The organism is Lysinibacillus sp. NPDC056959 (genome assembly GCF_042674095.1).
Classification (GTDB): domain Bacteria; phylum Bacillota; class Bacilli; order Bacillales_A; family Planococcaceae; genus Lysinibacillus; species Lysinibacillus zambalensis.
Window position 1 is genome coordinate 16,921 of record NZ_JBHURE010000025.1, and the last position, 19,310, is coordinate 36,230.

18 protein-coding genes and 1 riboswitch are annotated in these 19,310 nt (G+C 37.2%); of the genes, 11 read left to right on the forward strand and 7 right to left on the reverse strand.

Going from position 1 to position 19,310, the window contains the following annotated elements:
* Positions 1–135 precede the first annotated feature (135 nt).
* A complete protein-coding gene (locus ACFTQ7_RS20685) occupies positions 136–615 on the reverse strand; it encodes a GAF domain-containing protein (protein WP_386830717.1) in 480 nt (159 codons plus the stop codon).
* A gap of 20 nt (positions 616–635) precedes the next feature.
* Positions 636–1,433, reverse strand: coding sequence for a histidinol-phosphatase HisJ (hisJ, locus tag ACFTQ7_RS20690; RefSeq protein ID WP_386830719.1), 798 nt, complete (start codon positions 1,431–1,433; stop codon positions 636–638).
* Positions 1,434–1,622: 189 nt separating this feature from the next.
* Here hisJ and ezrA point away from each other — a divergent pair, with 189 nt between their 5' ends.
* The 5 genes from ezrA (at position 1,623) to ACFTQ7_RS20715 (ending at position 7,384) form a co-directional block, all read left to right on the forward strand.
* Positions 1,623–3,323: a septation ring formation regulator EzrA gene (ezrA, locus tag ACFTQ7_RS20695; RefSeq protein WP_386830721.1), complete on the forward strand. Its 1,701-nt coding sequence runs from the start codon at positions 1,623–1,625 to the stop codon at positions 3,321–3,323.
* Positions 3,324–3,528: 205 nt separating this feature from the next.
* Positions 3,529–4,002 (forward strand): GNAT family N-acetyltransferase, encoded by a 474-nt coding sequence (locus tag ACFTQ7_RS20700; protein ID WP_386830723.1) that lies wholly within the window; start codon positions 3,529–3,531, stop codon positions 4,000–4,002.
* A gap of 647 nt (positions 4,003–4,649) precedes the next feature.
* Positions 4,650–5,804, forward strand: a complete 1,155-nt coding sequence (locus ACFTQ7_RS20705; RefSeq protein WP_386830725.1) for a cysteine desulfurase family protein — start codon at positions 4,650–4,652, stop codon at positions 5,802–5,804.
* A gap of 2 nt (positions 5,805–5,806) precedes the next feature.
* Entirely contained in the window at positions 5,807–7,015 is a 1,209-nt protein-coding gene (gene thiI / locus ACFTQ7_RS20710; RefSeq protein ID WP_349659192.1) for a tRNA uracil 4-sulfurtransferase ThiI, read from the forward strand.
* Positions 7,016–7,168: 153 nt separating this feature from the next.
* Positions 7,169–7,384: an alpha/beta-type small acid-soluble spore protein gene (locus ACFTQ7_RS20715; RefSeq protein ID WP_079561613.1), complete on the forward strand. Its 216-nt coding sequence runs from the start codon at positions 7,169–7,171 to the stop codon at positions 7,382–7,384.
* Positions 7,385–7,532: 148 nt separating this feature from the next.
* Here the strand turns inward: ACFTQ7_RS20715 and thiE are convergent, their stop codons facing one another.
* The 3 genes from thiE to thiM are packed head-to-tail and all read right to left on the reverse strand — an operon-like array spanning position 7,533 to position 9,734.
* Positions 7,533–8,165, reverse strand: a complete 633-nt coding sequence (gene thiE / locus ACFTQ7_RS20720; protein WP_386830728.1) for a thiamine phosphate synthase — start codon at positions 8,163–8,165, stop codon at positions 7,533–7,535.
* On the reverse strand, positions 8,155–8,979 hold the full coding sequence (gene thiD, locus ACFTQ7_RS20725; RefSeq protein ID WP_386830730.1) for a bifunctional hydroxymethylpyrimidine kinase/phosphomethylpyrimidine kinase: 825 nt from the start codon (positions 8,977–8,979) through the stop codon (positions 8,155–8,157). Before thiD ends, thiE begins: the two co-directional genes overlap by 11 nt.
* Positions 8,979–9,734 (reverse strand): hydroxyethylthiazole kinase, encoded by a 756-nt coding sequence (thiM, locus tag ACFTQ7_RS20730; protein ID WP_386830732.1) that lies wholly within the window; start codon positions 9,732–9,734, stop codon positions 8,979–8,981. The genes thiD and thiM overlap by 1 nt, the downstream gene beginning before the upstream one ends.
* An 85-nt stretch (positions 9,735–9,819) precedes the next feature.
* A riboswitch (TPP riboswitch) is annotated at positions 9,820–9,918 on the reverse strand.
* A gap of 243 nt (positions 9,919–10,161) precedes the next feature.
* Here thiM and mbcS point away from each other — a divergent pair.
* The 5 genes from mbcS to ACFTQ7_RS20755 all read left to right on the forward strand — a co-directional run bounded on the left by mbcS (position 10,162) and on the right by ACFTQ7_RS20755 (position 15,360).
* Entirely contained in the window at positions 10,162–11,751 is a 1,590-nt protein-coding gene (gene mbcS / locus ACFTQ7_RS20735) for an acyl-CoA synthetase MbcS (RefSeq protein ID WP_386830734.1), read from the forward strand.
* 204 nt (positions 11,752–11,955) lie between these two features.
* The gene (gene sppA / locus ACFTQ7_RS20740; protein WP_386830737.1) at positions 11,956–12,969 is read left to right on the forward strand and encodes a signal peptide peptidase SppA; all 1,014 of its coding nucleotides are present in this window, start codon (positions 11,956–11,958) and stop codon (positions 12,967–12,969) included.
* A 12-nt stretch (positions 12,970–12,981) separates the two neighbouring features.
* Positions 12,982–13,599 carry an RDD family protein gene (locus ACFTQ7_RS20745; RefSeq protein WP_386830739.1) on the forward strand — a complete coding sequence of 206 codons (618 nt, stop codon included), beginning with the start codon at positions 12,982–12,984 and terminating at the stop codon, positions 13,597–13,599.
* 238 nt (positions 13,600–13,837) lie between these two features.
* Positions 13,838–14,341 (forward strand): thiol peroxidase, encoded by a 504-nt coding sequence (gene tpx, locus ACFTQ7_RS20750; RefSeq protein WP_349659199.1) that lies wholly within the window; start codon positions 13,838–13,840, stop codon positions 14,339–14,341.
* An 89-nt stretch (positions 14,342–14,430) separates the two neighbouring features.
* Positions 14,431–15,360, forward strand: a complete 930-nt coding sequence (locus ACFTQ7_RS20755) for a class I SAM-dependent methyltransferase (RefSeq protein ID WP_386830742.1) — start codon at positions 14,431–14,433, stop codon at positions 15,358–15,360.
* Between the two features lie 46 nt (positions 15,361–15,406).
* On the opposite strand, the gene ACFTQ7_RS20760 is transcribed toward ACFTQ7_RS20755, so the two are convergent.
* On the reverse strand, positions 15,407–15,856 hold the full coding sequence (locus ACFTQ7_RS20760; protein ID WP_079561606.1) for a universal stress protein: 450 nt from the start codon (positions 15,854–15,856) through the stop codon (positions 15,407–15,409).
* 436 nt (positions 15,857–16,292) lie between these two features.
* Here ACFTQ7_RS20760 and ald point away from each other — a divergent pair, with 436 nt between their 5' ends.
* Positions 16,293–17,408, forward strand: coding sequence for an alanine dehydrogenase (gene ald, locus ACFTQ7_RS20765; RefSeq protein WP_386830744.1), 1,116 nt, complete (start codon positions 16,293–16,295; stop codon positions 17,406–17,408).
* Positions 17,409–17,966: 558 nt separating this feature from the next.
* Here ald and ACFTQ7_RS20770 read toward each other — a convergent pair.
* Positions 17,967–19,055: a M24 family metallopeptidase gene (locus ACFTQ7_RS20770; RefSeq protein ID WP_386830746.1), complete on the reverse strand. Its 1,089-nt coding sequence runs from the start codon at positions 19,053–19,055 to the stop codon at positions 17,967–17,969.
* Positions 19,056–19,310 lie beyond the last annotated feature (255 nt).

Genomic DNA, 19,310 nt, shown 5'->3' on the forward strand with positions numbered 1-19,310 from the left:
TTTCGGAATTGTGGCTCATCGGACGCCACAAGGAAAGTGCTCAGAATGAAAATCGACTTCACGAAATAAAACGTTAGTCATCTTTTTACAATGAAATACCCTGAAATGATAATAAATCATTTCAGGGTATTTTTTTTATAAATGGGAGAGTAAGGTTTCTACGAATAACTCTAATCCATCTTGATCTTCCTTAGAAAAGCGATTTACGATTGGACTATCGATATCAAGAACACCGATGACCTCTCCTTCTTTTTTCAAGGGAATCACGATTTCGGATTGAGAAGCGGCGTCGCAGGCAATATGACCAGGGAAGTCGTGTACGTCTTTTACGACCATTGTTTCTTCTTTACTTACTGCTGTTCCACATACACCACGTCCAATTGGTATTCTGACGCATGCAGGTAAGCCTTGGAATGGCCCTAATACAAGTTGCTCTCCTTGTAATACATAAAAACCAACCCAGTTAATGTTCGGCAGAAACTGATTTAGTAATGCAGAGGCGTTACTTAAATTAGCAATGCGATCACTTTCTCCTGTAAGTAGGGCATCTAATTGTTTGGCCAACGTATTATATTGCTCGGCAATTGGCCCTTCATAATTGATTTGAGTAAACATAAAAGCACCTCGTTTGAAAGTTATTTTTTTGGATATATAACATTATAGTGTTGATGCAAATCAGCAACAGTATGAGCATCTGAACCGAAAACAACTGGAAGCCCAATAGATTTACTATAATCTATGAAGGAAAATGGTGGATAAGTTTCCTGACAATATGTTTTACTTAATCCAGCGCTATTTAAATCTAGCTCATAACCTTCTTCCTTCATTACATCTAAAACTTTTCGAATCTGCGCAGAATCATCAATCTTCACCGTATGTGCTAATTGGAATTTGTGAATAAGTGAAGGATGCCCAATGCGCTTAGGCTTGTATTGTCCTAAATCTGCTTTAATGGATTGTAGGACGGTATCGTAATATAAATTATACACTTGTTCAATAGAGCCGACTTTCTTTGAAAAAGCCATAAAACTTTCTGGAGAAAAGTCTATGCATTCAAAGGTATTGTCCCATTGTAAAAAATGAACTGATAAAATAGAGTCATCTAAAAAGTGTCCGTATGTATCAAGAAATTGACGAGTTTCTTGTTCAAAGCCTTGAATATAGTCGACCTCTAGCCCTATATGAATGCGAATGTCTTGTGCGTACTCTTTTTGAAGGCATTGTAATTCTTCAAAATAAGGCATTAAAAATTCTGGATTCATACCACTGTCTTGCTGTGGTGTAGGGTCTACAAAATTCAATGGTAATGGTGCATGTTCTGTAAAGCTAATATCTGTGAAATCATGAGAGATTGCTTTTTCTATATACTGCTTAAATGAATCAGAGGTACCATGTGGACAATATGGGCTATGAACATGGCCGTCACATTTCATAAATACCACTCCTTTATATTTTTGGATAATACACTTATATTTGCGCATATTGTTCAAAAATTAAGTTATTGTTATTCTAAAAAGGCGTAATTACATAAAAAACACTCAAATTTTAGTACAAAAGGCGATAACATAGTATATAATAAATACAACTAGCCAATTCGTTTATTGTAGAATAGGAGGCTTACGATGGAGTATATCATCATTCCAGTTATCCTACTATTAATTTTAGCGATAGTAGGATTTATGATGCGACGAAAACATACAACAATCATTGCTAAACTTGAAAATGAAAAATCACAAATACAAAACAATCCCATAAATGAGGAAATTTCAAAAGTTAAATCTTTAAACATGAACGGTGAAACGGAAGAAATGTTTGAACGATGGCGTAATAGTTGGGATGAAGTCATCGATGTACATATGACTAAAATTGATTCACTTTTATTTGATGCAGAGGATCAAATCAATAGACTTCGTTTTAATAAAGCAACATTAATTGAACGTGAGATAGAAGATTACATTAAAAAGTGTGAGCAAGATAAAGATAAAATTTTAGAAGAACTAAATGAATTAATTGGCAGCGAAGAAAAAAATCGTATTGAAATTGAACAATTAAAAGAATACTATCGCTCTGCACGTAAAACATTGTTAGCGCACCAACATTCATTTGGGGTAGCATTACCAGCTCTGGAGAAAAAACTGGAGACGTTTGTTCAAAAGTTTGAGGAATTCGATGTGTTAACGAGTGAAGGGAATTATTTGCAGGCGCGAGAAATTGTTATTGGTTTAAACCAAGAATCACAACAGACATTTGAATATATCAATGATGTCCCATCAATTTTGACTGAATTGCAAGTGAAGCTTCCAGGAGCGGTACAAGAATTACGAAGTGGCCAGCGTGAAATGGAAGATCAATCTTATTATTTACAACATTTAGAGCTAACTGAAGAGCTAAATAAATTTGAAGAAGAATTTGTAACATTAAAAAGTGAATTAGCAGAGCTTAACTTAAATGTTGTTAAACCACGTGTTACGGATATAAATGAAGAAATTGATCATTTTTATGATCTTCTTGAAAAAGAGGTTATTGCTAAAAATTATGTTGACCAAAATTGTGATCGTTTACTAAGCTCAATCACCAATGTTATTAGTTCAACAAGATTAGTAAGTGATGAAGCAACCTTTGTGCAGCAAAGTTATCGCTTAAATGAAAAAGATGCTGAAATTCCAAAAGCTGCATTAAAGCAATTAGAAGCTTTACAACGTCGCTATGACTTATTGGCGATGCGTGTTAGAGAGGAAAAATCTGCATATTCAAGTTTGCAGGAAGAATTGATTGAAATTAGTGATGAGCTAGAACGGATTCATGAGGAGCAGGGTCATTTGTCGAATACGATGAAGAAGCTACGAATTGATGAAAACAAGGCTCGCACGCAAGTAGAAAGCTTAAAGAAAACATTACAAGAAACAGATCGTCTTTTGAATAAGGCTAATATTCCAGGTATCCCTGAAGAGATGGATGCCCGTCTCGATGAGGCAGCAGAGCATATTTATTTAGTTATGCAAAGCCTGCAAGAGGTGCCTCTCAACATGGGAACAGTTCATAATAATTTAAATGCCGCAACACTTTGTGTAGAAGATGTAAAAGCGAAGTCGCATGAATTAATTGAAAATGTAATGCTGATTGAGCGCATTATTCAGTACGGTAATCGTCATCGTGCAACAAATCCAAAATTGAATTCTCGTTTAAAAGAAGCAGAAGGATCTTTCAATCAATTCCGTTATTCCAAAGCATTAGAAGAGGCTGGGACAGCAGTTGAAGAAATGGAGCCTGGTGCTTTAAAGCGAATTCAAGAACTTGTGGCAGAAGAAACAATGTCAAAATAGTCAAGTATAATAAGAAATTACAGTAGCTGTCTAAAAGGTATAGTATTACTTTTTAGACAGCTTTTTATTAAGGTGCGAAGTAGCGCCCTGCCGGAATGGAAATCAACCCCTCGTCGTAGATATAAAAGCTAAAGATGGAACATCAAATGAGGCGGAAACTTTAATTATTTTTGATTAGAAATGATGAAAAATAGAGGTGTTAAACATGCAATTTTATAGTCGGGAAATGAATGAAATGTATGCGACTGATATATTAAACTGGAAATATGAAGAACCATATGATGTTTACAACAATGAACTTTGCGACGAATCTCTAAAAGAATTTCTTGAAAGTCCGTATTATTCTATTGTTAATGATCAAGAAGAGCTAGTCGGTTACTTCTGTACAGGAACATCTGCACAAGTACCAAAAGGACATGACTATGGTGTATATATAGATGAATGTATTGATGTTGGAATAGGAATGAAGCCCGAGTTAACAGGCAAAGGTTATGGTGCAGAGTTTTTTTCATTTGTTTTAAATCATCTACAAAATCTACAACAAGAAAAAAATTGTCCTCTTCGTTTAACAGTAGCTACCTTTAATACAAGAGCCATTCACCTATATGAAAAATTAGGCTTTAAAAAAGTCATGGATTTCACAGCTTCAACTGAATTTATAACAATGAGGAAAGGTTAAAAATAAGCGGGTTGGACTTTTGTATTGTTAGGCTCTATTATAGCGTGGAGTTGATTTCCGCTCCGATTGGGCGCTTTGTTGCTGTCGCTTCGCTTTCGCACAGATAAAACAATTGCTGCCGTTACGTTAGCACTACGCTTTCGCGCAGAGCAAAGCTTCCTGGGGGCGTCCGATGAGCCGCTTTTGATGCTGCCGCTACGTTAGCACTGCGCTTTCGCACAGAAAACATCCGCTTCGCTCCAGGGCCTTGGGCCAATAGGATGTTGGTCACGAAGGCGTTATCACAGGACGTGATGTTTTTAGCCTTCGTTCCTCTATATCGCTAATCCCCAAGGAGTCTCCCAATCTCCACTATTCAAATGACATATTTTTCAAATAACATGTCATCCAAAACTGTGAAATCACTTGTATGATACATTATCGTATTGAAGGAGGATTTCACCATAATAAATCCTAGTCATTTTTTATACTAAGGAAACGTTCATAGCAAGTCTTTAAGATGCCACTCTATAAAGGGTGGTTTTTCACATTAAAAGCAAACAAATAAGTGATTAAATTAGGATAATTGTTAAAGTTAGTAGTCAATCGCTGAAGATTGCGTTATGATAAATACCGTTAAATCAACGTTTTGAAAGTGTGTGATAATAATGGAAGTTAATACAATCTATTTAGACAACAGTGCAACAACAAAACCTATAAAAGAGGTTATGCAAGCATTTATGGTAGTGAATGAGCAGTATTATGCCAATCCTGCTTCCATTCATGCAATGGGTGTTGAATCAAACGAATTATTAATGCGTGCACGTGAGCAAGTAGCAGATATTTTGCATACAGACGCAAAAAATGTGCTATTTACATCAGGTGGTACTGAATCCAATAACACGGCTATATTTGGTTTAGCACGTAGCAACACACATAAAGGAAATCATATTTTAACAACTGAAATTGAACATCCATCTGTCCTAGAATCTGTGAAGCAGCTTGAGCAAGACGGTTTTGATGTGGAATACTTGCAAGTAGATGAAAACGGAGTTATTTCTTTAGAGGAGCTTCGCACAAAAGTGCGGAAGGATACCATTTTAGTAAGTATGATGCATGTAAATAATGAAATGGGCGCAATCCAACCGATTTTTGAAGCTGCAAAAATTATTCATGAATCGAGTCGTGCAGCTTTTCACGTAGACGCTATTCAAAGCTTCGGGAAGTTACCGATATCATTTAACGATGACGATGGTCCAGACTGTATTTCAATTTCTGGTCATAAAATTCATGGCTTTAAAGGTTCAGGTGTACTCGCATTCCGTAAAAAAATGAAATGGCAACCGTATGCACTTGGTGGAGGGCAGGAATTTGGTTTACGTAGCGGAACAGTAGCTGTACCGCAAGCTGTAGCATTATCAAAAGCAGCCCGGATAGCGATAGAGACGATGAATGACCGTGCAAAAAAATATCGTCAATGGTATGAAGAAATATGCACTCAATTACGTGGATATGGAGATGAAGTGCATATTTTATCAACACCAAAAGGAGCAGCACATATTTTATCTTTTAGTATTCGCGACTTAAAAGGTGAAGTCATTATCAATGCATTGCAAAAACGCAATGTAATTGTATCGACATCGAGTGCATGTTCATCGAAACAGACAAAAACAAGTCATGTTGTTGAAGCTCTAAATATCGATGAGCATTTTAAAAATGGTGTTATTCGTATAAGCTTTGGCGCGCATGTAACAGATGAAGATATTGTAAAGGTTAAACAAGTATTAGATGAAGTATTGACGGAACTTAAAGGAGAATTTTAAAAATGATTTGGAAAGAAATTTTAATTCGATATGGAGAGCTTTCTACAAAAGGCCGCAACAAGATGGATTTTATTCGTCGTTTACGAGAGAACATTCGTCATGCGTTTGCGGATTTAGGACATTTACACATTCGCACAGAGCGTGATCGAATGTTTATAGCCATTCAAGATGAAGCACAAATGGACGTACTATTAAAAGGATTACCTAAAATTTTTGGTATTCAATCATTTAGTCCCGTGGCTGCATGTGAAAAAGATATCGAAGCCATGAAAAAACTAGCCATAACAATTATGGATACATTTAAAAATGAACAGCTTACATTTAAAGTAGAAGTAAAGCGCACAGATAAAACATTCCCGTTAGAATCACATGCCATTCAACGCGAAATTGGTGGTTATGTATTACCACAATATCAAAATTTGTCTGTAAAGGTGAAGAAGCCTGATATCGAACTTCGTGTAGAGGTGCGTCATGATGCAACATATATGATGGCACAAGTTATTCCGGGTGCAGGTGGAATGCCTGTAGGCTCGAATGGTAAATCTTTATTAATGCTTTCAGGTGGTATCGATAGTCCAGTTGCCGGTTATTTAATGATGAAACGAGGAGTGCGCTTAGAAGCGATTCACTTCTTTAGCCCACCATATACAAGCCAAAACTCATTGGAAAAAGTAAAGGTACTTGCTAATGAATTAACGAAATTCGGAGCGAGTATACGTTTACACGTTATTCCGTTTACTGAAATTCAAGTTCTTATTAAAGAAAAAGTACCATCTAATGTATCGATGACAACTACTCGTCGTATGATGCTAAAAGTGGCTGACAAAGTACGTGAAGACATAGGCGCACTAGCTATTGTTACAGGTGAAAGTCTTGGGCAAGTAGCGAGTCAAACTCTTGAAAGCCTTACAGCTATTAATGCAGTAACGAACACACCGATTTTACGTCCATTAATCTCATCAGATAAATTAGAAATTATCGATATTGCAGAGAAGATTGGCACATACGAAACGTCTATTCAGCCATTTGAAGACTGCTGTACAATTTTTACTCCTGCAAGTCCAAAAACAAAGCCAAAGCTTGAAAAGGTTGAGCATTACGAAAGCTTTTCGGATTTTGATGAACTCATCGAACGAGCAGTGAAAAACCGTGAAGTTTACATTTTCCCGAAAAAAGAACAAGAAGCCGATAAATTTGCGGATCTTCTATAGAAGAAACTTGCGATTTCATAAGAGCCGACTCAAAAGTACATTTTGAGTCGGCTTTTTTAGTCTATTTCCTTCTGAGGTACAATTTACCTGAAATATTTTTGTATTAAAAATCTAAAATCGCACATTCTATATTCACAAGGAGGTGAGAAACACATGGCAAACAACAACAACCGCAGTTCAAATCAACTTGCTGTACCTGGTGTAGAGCGCGCACTTGATCAAATGAAATACGAAATTGCACAAGAATTTGGTGTTCAATTAGGAGCTGACGCTTCAGCTCGTGCTAACGGTTCCGTTGGCGGTGAAATCACTAAACGTCTTGTACAAATGGCAGAATCTCAATTAAAAGGTATGCCGAACAACCAATAATTGCTTAATTAGCAATTATTAAAATTAAAACCAGTGACCGTAAAAGGCACTGGTTTTAGTTTGTTTAAAATGTTTATTTTTTATCCCGTATTAACGGGGAGTAATTAAAAAACCGGATTGAAAGACACCCACTGATTAAAGTTTCACTTTATCCTACAAATGCTTTAAATGTAGAGACTGTATTCGGAATATCCTCACTTTCGCAAATTGAGGAAATAACTGCTATTCCATCTGCACCTGCTTTAAATACCGTATGTGCATTCGAGCAGTTTATGCCTCCAATTGCAACGATAGGCAGCTTTGGATATTGTCTGCGAACTTGTTGTAAAAATTCAGTTCCAATAGGCGGTTTGGCATCACTTTTAGAAGTAGTTGAAAAAATTGGACCAATTCCTACATAGTCAGCACCATATTGTAAAGCAGTTTTTAATTCCGCTTGAGAATGAACAGAAACACCTAGTATCATGTTGCCAATTTTTTCACGTACCATTGACACAGGAAAATCTTCTTGGCCAATATGAACGCCATCTGCTCTAAGTTTTATAGCGAGCTCTACATCATCATTAATAATAAACGGAACATGATACTGTTGACAGAGGTTTTGACATTTACGAGCAAAATTTTCATAGGCTTGTCCAGTAAGGGGATTTGGCCCTTTTTCACGGTATTGAAACATAGTAATTCCAGATTGGAGAGCTTTTTCTAATACGGTTAGTGGCTCCTGATTGAAAACATTACCTGTACCCATAATAAAATATAGCTGTAAATCGTCACGTTTCATGAATGATCACCTCGCAGGAATCCTTATACTGTTGATAAGCAAAATGATTTGTTGGACCATGGCCATTCCCAATGGATAAATCATGAGTTATTGCTAATTGAATAAATTTTTTAGCTTCCTCAATTGCCATTTCTATAGGTAGCCCAAGACCAAGAAAAGCAGTTAATGCAGCGGAAAATGTACATCCTGTACCATGCGTGTTTTTTGTTGTAATACGAGTAGATTGCATAGAAAATGATCGACCATCTTGAAAAAATACATAATCAGTAGCATAACATTTATCCTCTACATGACCGCCCTTCATAACGACGCATTGAACGCCTGTCTGTAATAAGATCTGGGCTACTTCGTTAATATCTGCTATAGAATTAATTTTTCTTCCGGAAAGGGTTTCGGCCTCAGGAATGTTTGGCGTTACAATTGTTGCTAAAGGTAGCAAATGTTTTCGTAATGCCTCAATTGCTTCTTGTTGTAATAAGCTCTCGCCACCTTTTGCGATCATAACAGGATCTACAATAAGGGGAATATTTACTTCGGCTAAAATATGTGCAATTGATTGGATGATTTCGGAGGAAAACAACATTCCTGTTTTAATAGCACTAATTGAAAAATCCTCGATTAGCGCTTTCAGTTGTTTTTCAACAAAGCTCACTTCAATTGGTAAAACATCTGATACACCCAAAGTATTCTGGGCCGTTAAAGCTGTAATGACAGACGTTCCAAATACTTTTAATTCCTGGAATGTTTTTAAATCAGCTTGTATACCTGCACCGCCGCCACTATCTGAACCGGCAATTGTCGTTACAATATGCATTATTCTTCACCTTCCTTTGAAAGGCGATGTAGTTCATTCAATACAGCAATTTGAAAATCGCCAATGAATCGAGTAGAAGAAGCGGCTTTTTCTGCTAATTTTTTATAAAGCGATAATGTTTCTAGTAATTGGTCAAACGGTTGAGCTCCTGCGGTGAAGGAGGCACAACATAGTGCACTCAATAAGCAACCAGTTCCAGTAACTTCTGTCATTTGTAAATTTCCACCCGTAACCCATTGCTGATGTTTGCCATCAGTAATAAAATCCTTTTCACCGGTCACAATAACAATACAATTGTATAGTTGAGCTATTTTCTGTGCCTCTAGTTCTATAGAAATTGAACCACTACCACTATCTACGCCTTTTTGTTGCCAGTCTACATTGGCAATTGCTGCAAGCTCTCCGATATTACATCGAATTGCCGCAAATTTTATTTCCTCCAATAATTGCTGTACTGTTTGTTTCCGGTAAGTCGTTGCACCTGCTGCAACAGGATCTAAAACAACCGGAATGCCAAGAACATTTGCTTTTTTCCCTGCAAGTAACATGGATTCTTTCATTCGCTCATTAAGGGTCCCGATATTGATCAATAAACCTGAGGCGATTGTGACCATTTCTTCAACTTCATGACCGTCATCAGCCATGACTGGTGAAGCGCCTACTGCTAATAAGCCATTTGCTTGGAAATTAGCAACAACATAATTCGTCATGCAATGAATAAGTGGATTTTGTTTACGGATCGTTTGGAATATCAATTTAAGTCCTCCTCGTTGGATGGACGTAAGCGTGCAAAAAAGGCTCTTTGCGTGCAAAAAACACGTAAAAGAGCCTTTCATCAGTAAGTCGATGTGAATTGCTCCCTACGTCAGTATTAACTAACAGGTTCAAAGGGTCAGGTTTTACCTTCTCAACTCTAATTGAGTCCCCCTGCAATTATGCTTTTAGTTGACCAAAATGTACCATATTATTCATTCACGTTCAATAGGGAGTTTTTTATTTTTATTCAGCAATTCTGTGCGAAAGCGATGATTACGCCAAGTTGAAATAAATAGAAGCAATACGTGACTGATGCCATATAGCGGGGCATGATAGTTGTCACGACTTTAATGAATTAGAGTGAATTCCATTGAAAATGATAAAAATTGAGTTTTATAATGGGCGTAACAAAAGGGGGCAATTGCCATGAAACGAGAAGATTTAATCGCACCAGAATGGTATAACATTTCAGAGGAAATTGAAAAGTATGCACAGGATCCTACCAAAAATGCATTATTAATTTATAGCGAAGACGAGGAAATTCAGTACTTATCATATACAACTTTACTTGAAAAGGCGAATCAGGCAGCACATGTATTTACCTCCCAAGGTTTAAAAAAAGGCGATGTTATTTTAGTCATGGTACCGAGGTCAGTGGAAGCATATATCGTATATATTGCAGCTTTGAAGGCAGGGTTAACGATTATTCCTAGTTCAGAAATGCTGAGAACTAAAGATATTGAATATCGAATCAATCATGCCGATGCAAAAGGAGTTGTTGCATTTGAGCCTTATATTGAACAATTTGATAATGTGGAAAATTTACAAGCAATAAAGCAATTTGTCATTGGTCATGCACATGAGCCTTGGCAACCGTTGCTTGAAAAAATGCAAGGCCAACCAACATCTTATATAAGCTCTACTCCAACTAAGTGTACAGACATTGCATTTTTAGCATATACAAGTGGTACAACAGGCAATCCAAAGGCAGCGGTACATACACATAGCTGGGGTTACGCACACTTGCGAACTACTGCGCCAAATTGGTTAGGGGTTCAAGAGGGTGACATTGTTTGGGCAACAGCAGCTCCAGGCTGGCAAAAATGGATTTGGAGTCCGTTCCTCGCTACTTTAGGAAGTGGTGCAACAGCATTTGTATACAAAGGTCACTTTGATGCGGCAACTTACTTTGCACTGATTGAAAAATTCAATATTAATATTCTATGTTGCACACCAACCGAATATCGATTTATGGCGAGTCTTGAAAATTTACAAGATTTTAATGTAAGTACAATACGTCAGGCTGTGTCAGCAGGTGAACCTTTAAATAGTGAAGTGATAAAAGTATTTTCCGAAGTTTATAATTTACAAGTACGAGATGGCTATGGACAAACAGAGAATACATTACTTGTTGGTACAATGGTAGGGATGGAGTCTAGAATGGGATCAATGGGCAAACCTACTCCGGGTAATACTATTGAAATTATAAATGATATTGGAAATCCTGTTGCGGTTGGGGAAGTTGGAGATATTGCTGTACACTGTGAAACACCCGCGTTATTTAAAAAATATTTAAACGATCCAGAGCGAACAAATTTACAATTTAGAGGCGATTGGTATATTACCGGAGATCGTGCATACAAAGATAATGACGGTTATTTTTGGTTTGAAGGACGTGGGGATGATGTCATTATTTCTTCTGGGTATACGATTGGCCCATTTGAGGTAGAAGATGCGTTGTTAAAGCATCCGGCTGTGAAAGAAACTGCCGTTGTTGCAAGTCCAGATAAGATTCGTGGAAATATCGTGAAGGCGTTTGTTGTGCTCTGTGAAGGAGAAGTTGGTAATGAAACACTTATAAAAAAACTGCAAAGCCATGTAAAAACTTTAACAGCCCCATATAAATATCCTCGTGCGATTGAATTTGTTACTGAGCTGCCAAAGACTTCATCAGGCAAAATTCGTCGTGTCGAATTACGAGAGCAAGAAAAAATCCATTCTATCACTCATCATTAATTTCCTAGGAAATAATGTCGAAAATCAAAGTTCCTGCTTTTTTATGAACTTTGATTTTTTTTATAATATTAGGTAATGTATTATAGGTTGAATAAGTTAAAGCTTTTGCAAAGTGTTGGAGATCAACTTCGTGTTAAGGCGATAAGCCATATTATTGCAATAAGTATGAAACAAATTATGATATTCATGAGGAGGCAGAAAAAAATGAATGGTAAAAGGTGGGCTGCTTTAATAATTGCAGGTGTGCTTTTAGTATTTTCATTAGGAATGAACACTATTTTTGCAATATTTAAATCAGATTTCTTTAGCAGTTTTGATAGCTTGGTTGCTGGAGACGACTTGATGGTATTAGAAGAGGTAAAAGAAAGCGGCAATATGGATAAACGTATTGCATATTTAAAGGTTGATGGTACGATTCAAGATGTTGGATCAAGTACATTATGGCAACCAATTTCTTATGATCATCAATTTTTCTTAAATCAATTAGATAATATTTTATATGATGAGACTGTGGAAGGTATCGTCTTAAGTGTTAATACACCAGGTGGCGGTGTCAAGGAATCAGCAGAAATATATAAAAAGCTGTTGAAAATTAAAGAAGAGCGACAAATTCCAATCTATGTATCTATGGATTCGATGGCAGCTTCAGGTGGTTATTACATTTCAGCACCTGCAGATAAAATTTTTGCGCAACGCGATACAATTACAGGTTCGATTGGTGTCATTATGCAATCTATTAATTATCAGGCGTTAGCAGAAAAAGTTGGTGTGAAATATGAAACGTTTAAATCTGGTGAACATAAGGATATGCTTAGTCCAATGCGTGAAGTGACACCGGAAGAGCGTGCTATGATGCAAGACATGATTAATGAAACGTATCAAGAATTCGTTAGTATTGTTGCAAATGGACGTAATATGTCTGAACCAGATGTGAAAAAAGTGGCTGATGGTCGAATTCTTAGTGGTAAGAAGGCCCTTGAAGCAGGGTTAGTTGATGAGATTGGTGATGAGGAAGCAACAATTACTGCATTGCGTAAAGACTTTGGTTTAGAGGACGCAGAATTATTCGAGTATACATATGATGTGGGTGGCTGGCAATCATATGTTGGGATGAAAATTGGATCCATATTTGGTCCATCAGCAGAGGAAAAAATGCTGATGAAAATTATGGCGGACTATAAAGCACCTAAAATGATGTACTTATATGGCGAATACTAAGGAGGGAGTACAATGACAAACAATGAGATTGTTATGCAAGGGTCACCCTCTATGGAGAATGCTCACCTAATGGATGAGCCAATTACGAATAAGATTTATGCATTAAAAACGGCAGGCTTTTGGATACGTTTTTGGGCATTTTTAATAGATGGATTAATAATTTCTGCAGTAGGTGGGATTCTCGTTAACCCAATTTTTTATTTAATGGATTGGTCATTATCTGAAACAGTGTGGTATGCACCGATTTCGATTATATCCGCTATTCTCTATTACAGTTATTTCGTATTAATGACGAGATTTTTTGGGCAAACATTAGGGAAAATGATATTTGGATTACGTGTTATTTCATTAAAGCATGAGAATCTGACTTGGTCAGATGTATTATTCCGTGATTGGATCGGGCGCATCATCAACACCGTTTTTATGCCACTTTATATTCTTGTAGGCATCTTACCGAACAATCAAGGTTTACACGATTACTTCGCGGATACAACAGTTGTTCATGAAAAAATATATATAGAAAAAAATATTGTGGAACCTCCTTTGCCAATCAAAGAGGAAAAGACTGAACCAGTATCTTTAGAGGAAAAATCAGAACTTGAAAAGCTAGAAGAAAAAAACGAAGAATAATGGCTAGAGCTGTCTCATTGCAGAGGCAGCTCTTTATTTTGGGTGATTCATCATTAGTTAGTTGGGAAATCAACCCTACATTATGGTGATGAACTTGGAAAAAGGTGCAACGTTAAGTAAATATGGCTGAATAGATGTGAAAGATTTTTCAAAACTATTTTTGATAAGCTGTCTCAGTTGCAATTAATTCCCTCCATTTAGTAATATTAAGTACATATGATGATTAGGAGGCGTTTACATGGCACAAGTAACATTTAAAAATGGTCCAGTAACACTTGTAGGGAACGAAGTAAAGGTTGGAGATCAAGCACCAGATTTCACTATATTAGCGAATGACCTGTCACCTGTTACATTAAAAGATTCAGAGGGGAAAATTCGTTTATTTAGCGTTGTACCATCATTAGATACTGGTGTATGCGATGCACAAACACGTCGTTTTAATGAAGCAGCAGCTGACTTAGGTGATAATGTAGTAATTTATACAGTATCTGTTGACCTTCCATTCGCTCAAAAACGTTGGTGTGGTGCAGCGGGTATTGATGCAGTTCAAACAGTTTCAGATCACCGTGACCTATCATTTGGTGAAGCATATGGTGTCTATATTCAAGAGTTACGTCTTCTAACACGCGCAGTATTTGTTGTGGATGCAAATGACAAAGTGACATATGTGGAATATGTTCCTGAAGCAACAGACCATCCAAACTATGAAGCGGCAATTGCGGCTGTCAAAGCACTAGCATAATTTATTGATTTTAGGCTAAGATATTACTAGACAAAGGAGCTGTGACAAGTTTTTGTCACGGCTCTTTTCTGCTTGAAAGGAAGTTGTGTATGGAAAATATCGAGAAGTTGTTTGGTATGCTAAATGAACATGCTGAAAAGATAGAAAAAGAACATAATATTACATTGCTAGAGGGTATTCTAGATGGCTTAGAGGCATGGCTAGATGGGGAAGTTGATTTTTCACAAGAAGGTGCTACAAAGGAAGATGTGCGCAAAGCAATTCAAATTGCTGTTTTAAAGGGAATGCGAAAAGGCTCTCAGCCGAATCATCAGATGACACCAGATACTCTTGGGTTATTAGTTGGTTATTTTGTGGAGCAACTATTTGCAGAACGTCTAAAAACCGAAAAAATTTCTATTTTAGATCCAGCAGTAGGTACAGGGAATTTACTCCTAACAGTTATGAACTTATTAGACGAGAAAATAGAGGCAACAGGTGTAGAGGTTGATGAACTACTTATTCGTATAGCTGCTGCAACAGCTGATTTGACAGAGCAGCCCGTTTCCTTATACCGTCAAGATGCGTTACAAGATTTATTAGTAAGTCCTGCAGATGCTATTGTTTGTGATTTACCCGTAGGATATTATCCGAATGAAGATATCGCATTAGACTATGAGCTGTGCCCTTCAGAAGGGTTGAGCTATGCGCATCATTTATTTATTGAGCAATCCATTAACTACACGAAGGATGGAGGCTATCTATTTTTCCTTGCACCAACGCATCTCTTTGAATCTGAGCAATCGAAACAACTGCATAAATACATTCAAAAGCATGCTTGGATTCAAGCAATTATTCAATTGCCAGATACAATGTTCGCCAATAAAGCACTCGAAAAGAGCATTGTCATTTTACAAAAGCAAGGTAAGGATTTCAAAGCTCCAAAAGAGGTGCTATTAGCAAAAGTACCAAATATGCAAAATAAACAAGCTCTAGCTATGTTCTTTGAAAAAGTAAAGATGTGGCAAGAAGGGAAATAAGTAAAAAAAGGTATCCAATATTGGATACCTTTTATGTAATACAAAATTAATTTTCAGGTGTGCGGATAACAAGTACGTCACATTTAGCTGAGCGTACAATCGCTTCAGATACTGAACCGATTAGGAAGCGTTCTACTGCATTTAGACCAGTTGCACCACAGATGATTAAGTCTGCGTCTACAATTTTAGAAAGCTCTTTTGTAATGATATTTTTTGGTGAGCCATATTCAATTACAAGGTTAATATTTGTTAAGCCTTCTTCTTCAGCTTGTTTTTTGTAACCATTTAGTAGCTCTTCAGAGAATGCTTGAGCACGCTCTGCAATCGAACGGTCATATGCTTCAATAGCAGCAAAAGAACGTGTATCAATAACATTTACTAAATTTAATACAGCACCATCGTTACGTTTTGCTACGTCAATTGATTTACGGAAAGCGTACTCAGCTTCCTTCGAACCGTCTACTGCAACTACAATGCTTTTATATTTATTAGCCATTTGTATTACCTCCCTGATTTGTATATGTTGATTATACCAAATGATTTTCTAAAGGAAATACTTTCCGGAAGAAAAAATGTGAAAAAATGAAGGCGTTTACAGTTGTTCTGTTTATCATCATAACATAGGGGATTCACATTCCTCTAAGGCGCTGTGAACGCCAAGGAGCTGTACAACCTTCACTTCTATCAACTAATAAAAGGTATATATTTTAATAAATGTCATACCGGAAGAAAGATAAGTATTGGAAAATTACTGCCGTATAGTTTGAAAATTTAGCGTTATAAAAATATTATTAATTTTTTCTATTATTATTTTAATTAAAGCATTTTTTGTTTATGTTTGGTAATATGGAAATGCAAGGGGTGCATCAATACATCGAAGAGTATGTAACAAAATGTGCTTATTTTTTAGGTAATGGAAGGGGATAGGGAAGATGAAGATTGGTATTCCAAAAGAGATTAAAAACAATGAAAATCGTGTAGCCATGACACCAGCAGGGGTTGTTACATTAACAAATTCAGGTCATGAAGTGTACATTGAAACTGGAGCAGGTTTAGGCTCAAGCTTTACAGATGCAGACTACGTTGCTGCAGGCGCACAAATTGTGGATACGGCAAAAGAAGCATGGGCGCAAGAAATGATTATGAAAGTAAAAGAACCTGTAGCGTCAGAATACGATTACTTCTATGAAGGTCAAATCTTATTTACTTATTTACATTTAGCGCCAGAGCTTGAATTAACGCAGGCACTTTTAAATAAAAAAGTTGTAGGTATTGCTTATGAAACAGTGCAATTAACAAATGGTTCTTTACCGCTTTTAACACCAATGAGTGAAGTTGCTGGTAAAATGGCAACGCAAATTGGTGCTCAATTCTTAGAAAAAAACCATGAAGGTAAAGGTATTTTACTAGGTGGCGTATCAGGTGTACCACGTGGTAAAGTTACAGTGATCGGTGGCGGTATAGCTGGAACAAACGCGGCGAAAATAGCAGTCGGAATGGGTGCTGATGTAACGGTAATTGATTTAAGCCCAGAGCGTTTACGTCAATTAGAAGATTTATTTGGCCGTGATGTACAAACATTAATGTCCAATCCATATAATATTGCAGAATCAGTGAAAAACTCAGATTTAGTAGTTGGAGCCGTTTTAATTCCTGGAGCGAAAGCACCGAAGCTAGTTTCTGAGGAAATGATTCAGTCAATGCAACCAGGCTCAGTAGTAGTCGATATTGCTATTGACCAAGGCGGTATTTTTGAGACATCTGATCGAGTGACGACACATGATAATCCAACTTATGTAAAACATGGGGTTGTGCATTATGCAGTAGCAAATATGCCAGGAGCTGTACCACGTACATCAACAATTGCTTTAACAAATAATACAATTCCTTATGCACTTCAAATTGCTAATAAGGGTTATAGACAAGCATGTGTTGAAAACGCAGCATTGAAACTGGGTGTTAATACTATTGATGGACATCTTGTTTACAAGGCTGTTGCAGATTCTCAAGGTTTGCCATATGTAAATGTTGATGAGTTAATTCATTAAGTAAAATAACAAAAGGAAGCACCGTGTTTATGGTTGCTTCCTTTTATGTTGTTGAAAACTATTCCTCTTTGCAAAACGAGGGTTGATTTCCGTTCCGACTGAGCGCTTTGTAGCTGTCGCTTTGCTTTCGCTACAGAAAACATTTGCCGCTGACGCTTCGCTTTCGCGCAGAGCAGAGCTTCCTGGGGGCGTCCGATGAGCCGCTTCACTCGCGCTGCTCGCTCCAGGGTATCGGGCCAACACTATGTTGGTCGCGAAGGCGTTATCACAGGACGTGATGCCCTTAGCCTTTGTTCTCCTATATCGCTGATCCCCAAGGAGTCGCTCAGTCGCCACTCCAATCAACTAATTCACACATAGCGTGTATTTTCAAATATGTCACTTCAATTTATAGTTATAAAACTAAACTTCAGCAAAGTTTTATCTGTGCGAAAGCGAGTAGTCTTAAATGGAAATCACCCTCATTTAAAGCGCCACAACATTCACAAAGATTCCCTTGACCTTTTCAACACTAAAAAGGAAGCACCTTGTAGGTTGCTTCCTTTTTCTTGAATAAACTTACAGTACAATCAAGTCTTTCGGGAATTTTGTTAGTATTTCTACCCCGTCTTTTGTTACTACAACATCATCTTCAATACGGACACCTGTCACATCGGACTTATAGATGCCTGGCTCAATTGTGAAGACCATGCCTTCTTCCATAGTCATTTCATTTGCGCCTGTAACAGATGGGAATTCATGTACAGAAATGCCGAGCCCATGACCAAGTCGGTGTGTGAAGTATTCGCCATAGCCTGCTTCAGTAATAGTATCACGAGCAATTTTATCTAAATCCATTGCGCGAACACCTGGCTTCACGGCTGCAATAGCATTTGTGTTAGCAGCTAGTACTGTGTTATAAATTTCCTTTTGTGCTTCACTAGGTTCACCAAAGGCAACTGTACGTGTAATGTCAGAACAATAACCATCGTAAATTACGCCAAGGTCGAATAAGATCATATCGCCCTTTTCTATTTTTCGAGCACCTGGTTTACCATGTGGAGAGGCTGTTTTTGGACCACTCAACACCATTGTCTCAAAGGACATCTTGCAGCCTTTCTCCTGAATAGCACTTTCTATTGCTGTTAAGATTTCCATTTCTGTTTTACCTTCAGCAATTTCTTTACAGCCGATTTCGATAGCATAGTCAGCTAGTGCAGCGGCTTTACGTAATTTTTCTAATTCATTTTCCTCTTTAATTACGCGCATAGCATTGATTTTTTCATCAAGGCGGACGAAACTTGCCTGTGGAAATGATTGTTGTAGGGCTTCTAAACGCTCTACAATAAGTTGACCTTTTTCAATAGCAAACTTTTGTGGATTAACATTACGAGCTTTTATCGCTTGTGCAAGAACTTCCATTGAATTTTCAGTATCTTGGTGGCCGATGACTTCATAAGACCAACCTGCATCCTTCGCATCTGGGATCTCCATTTTTGGACAAATTAAAAAAGGTTCTGCCTCTTTAAAAATCATCACACCTAGCAATCTCTCATGTGGATCACTTTTAAAGCCTGAAACGTAAAAAACATTGTCTGGTGTCGTTACGAAAGCGGCATCAATTTGGTTTTGTTGTAAATAACTTTGAATTTCTTTAACCTTTGACATAAACAGTTCCTCCTCTTATTGCACTGAAAAATTTCCATGTGCTTGGCTAAACTAATAGCCTAACCGGGATGAGGCTTCGACTTTTGAGCGATTTATAACTCTAATTCGATGCTTCATTTTTGTACGAATGAATAATTGTCTCCCTACAAGTTATACTTTGTGGGGAAAGAATCTATTATTCTCTATACAAGCATATCAAAAAAAGGGAAAAATCGCATGGATAGCGAATAAAAATGGTGTAGAACAATATGTACC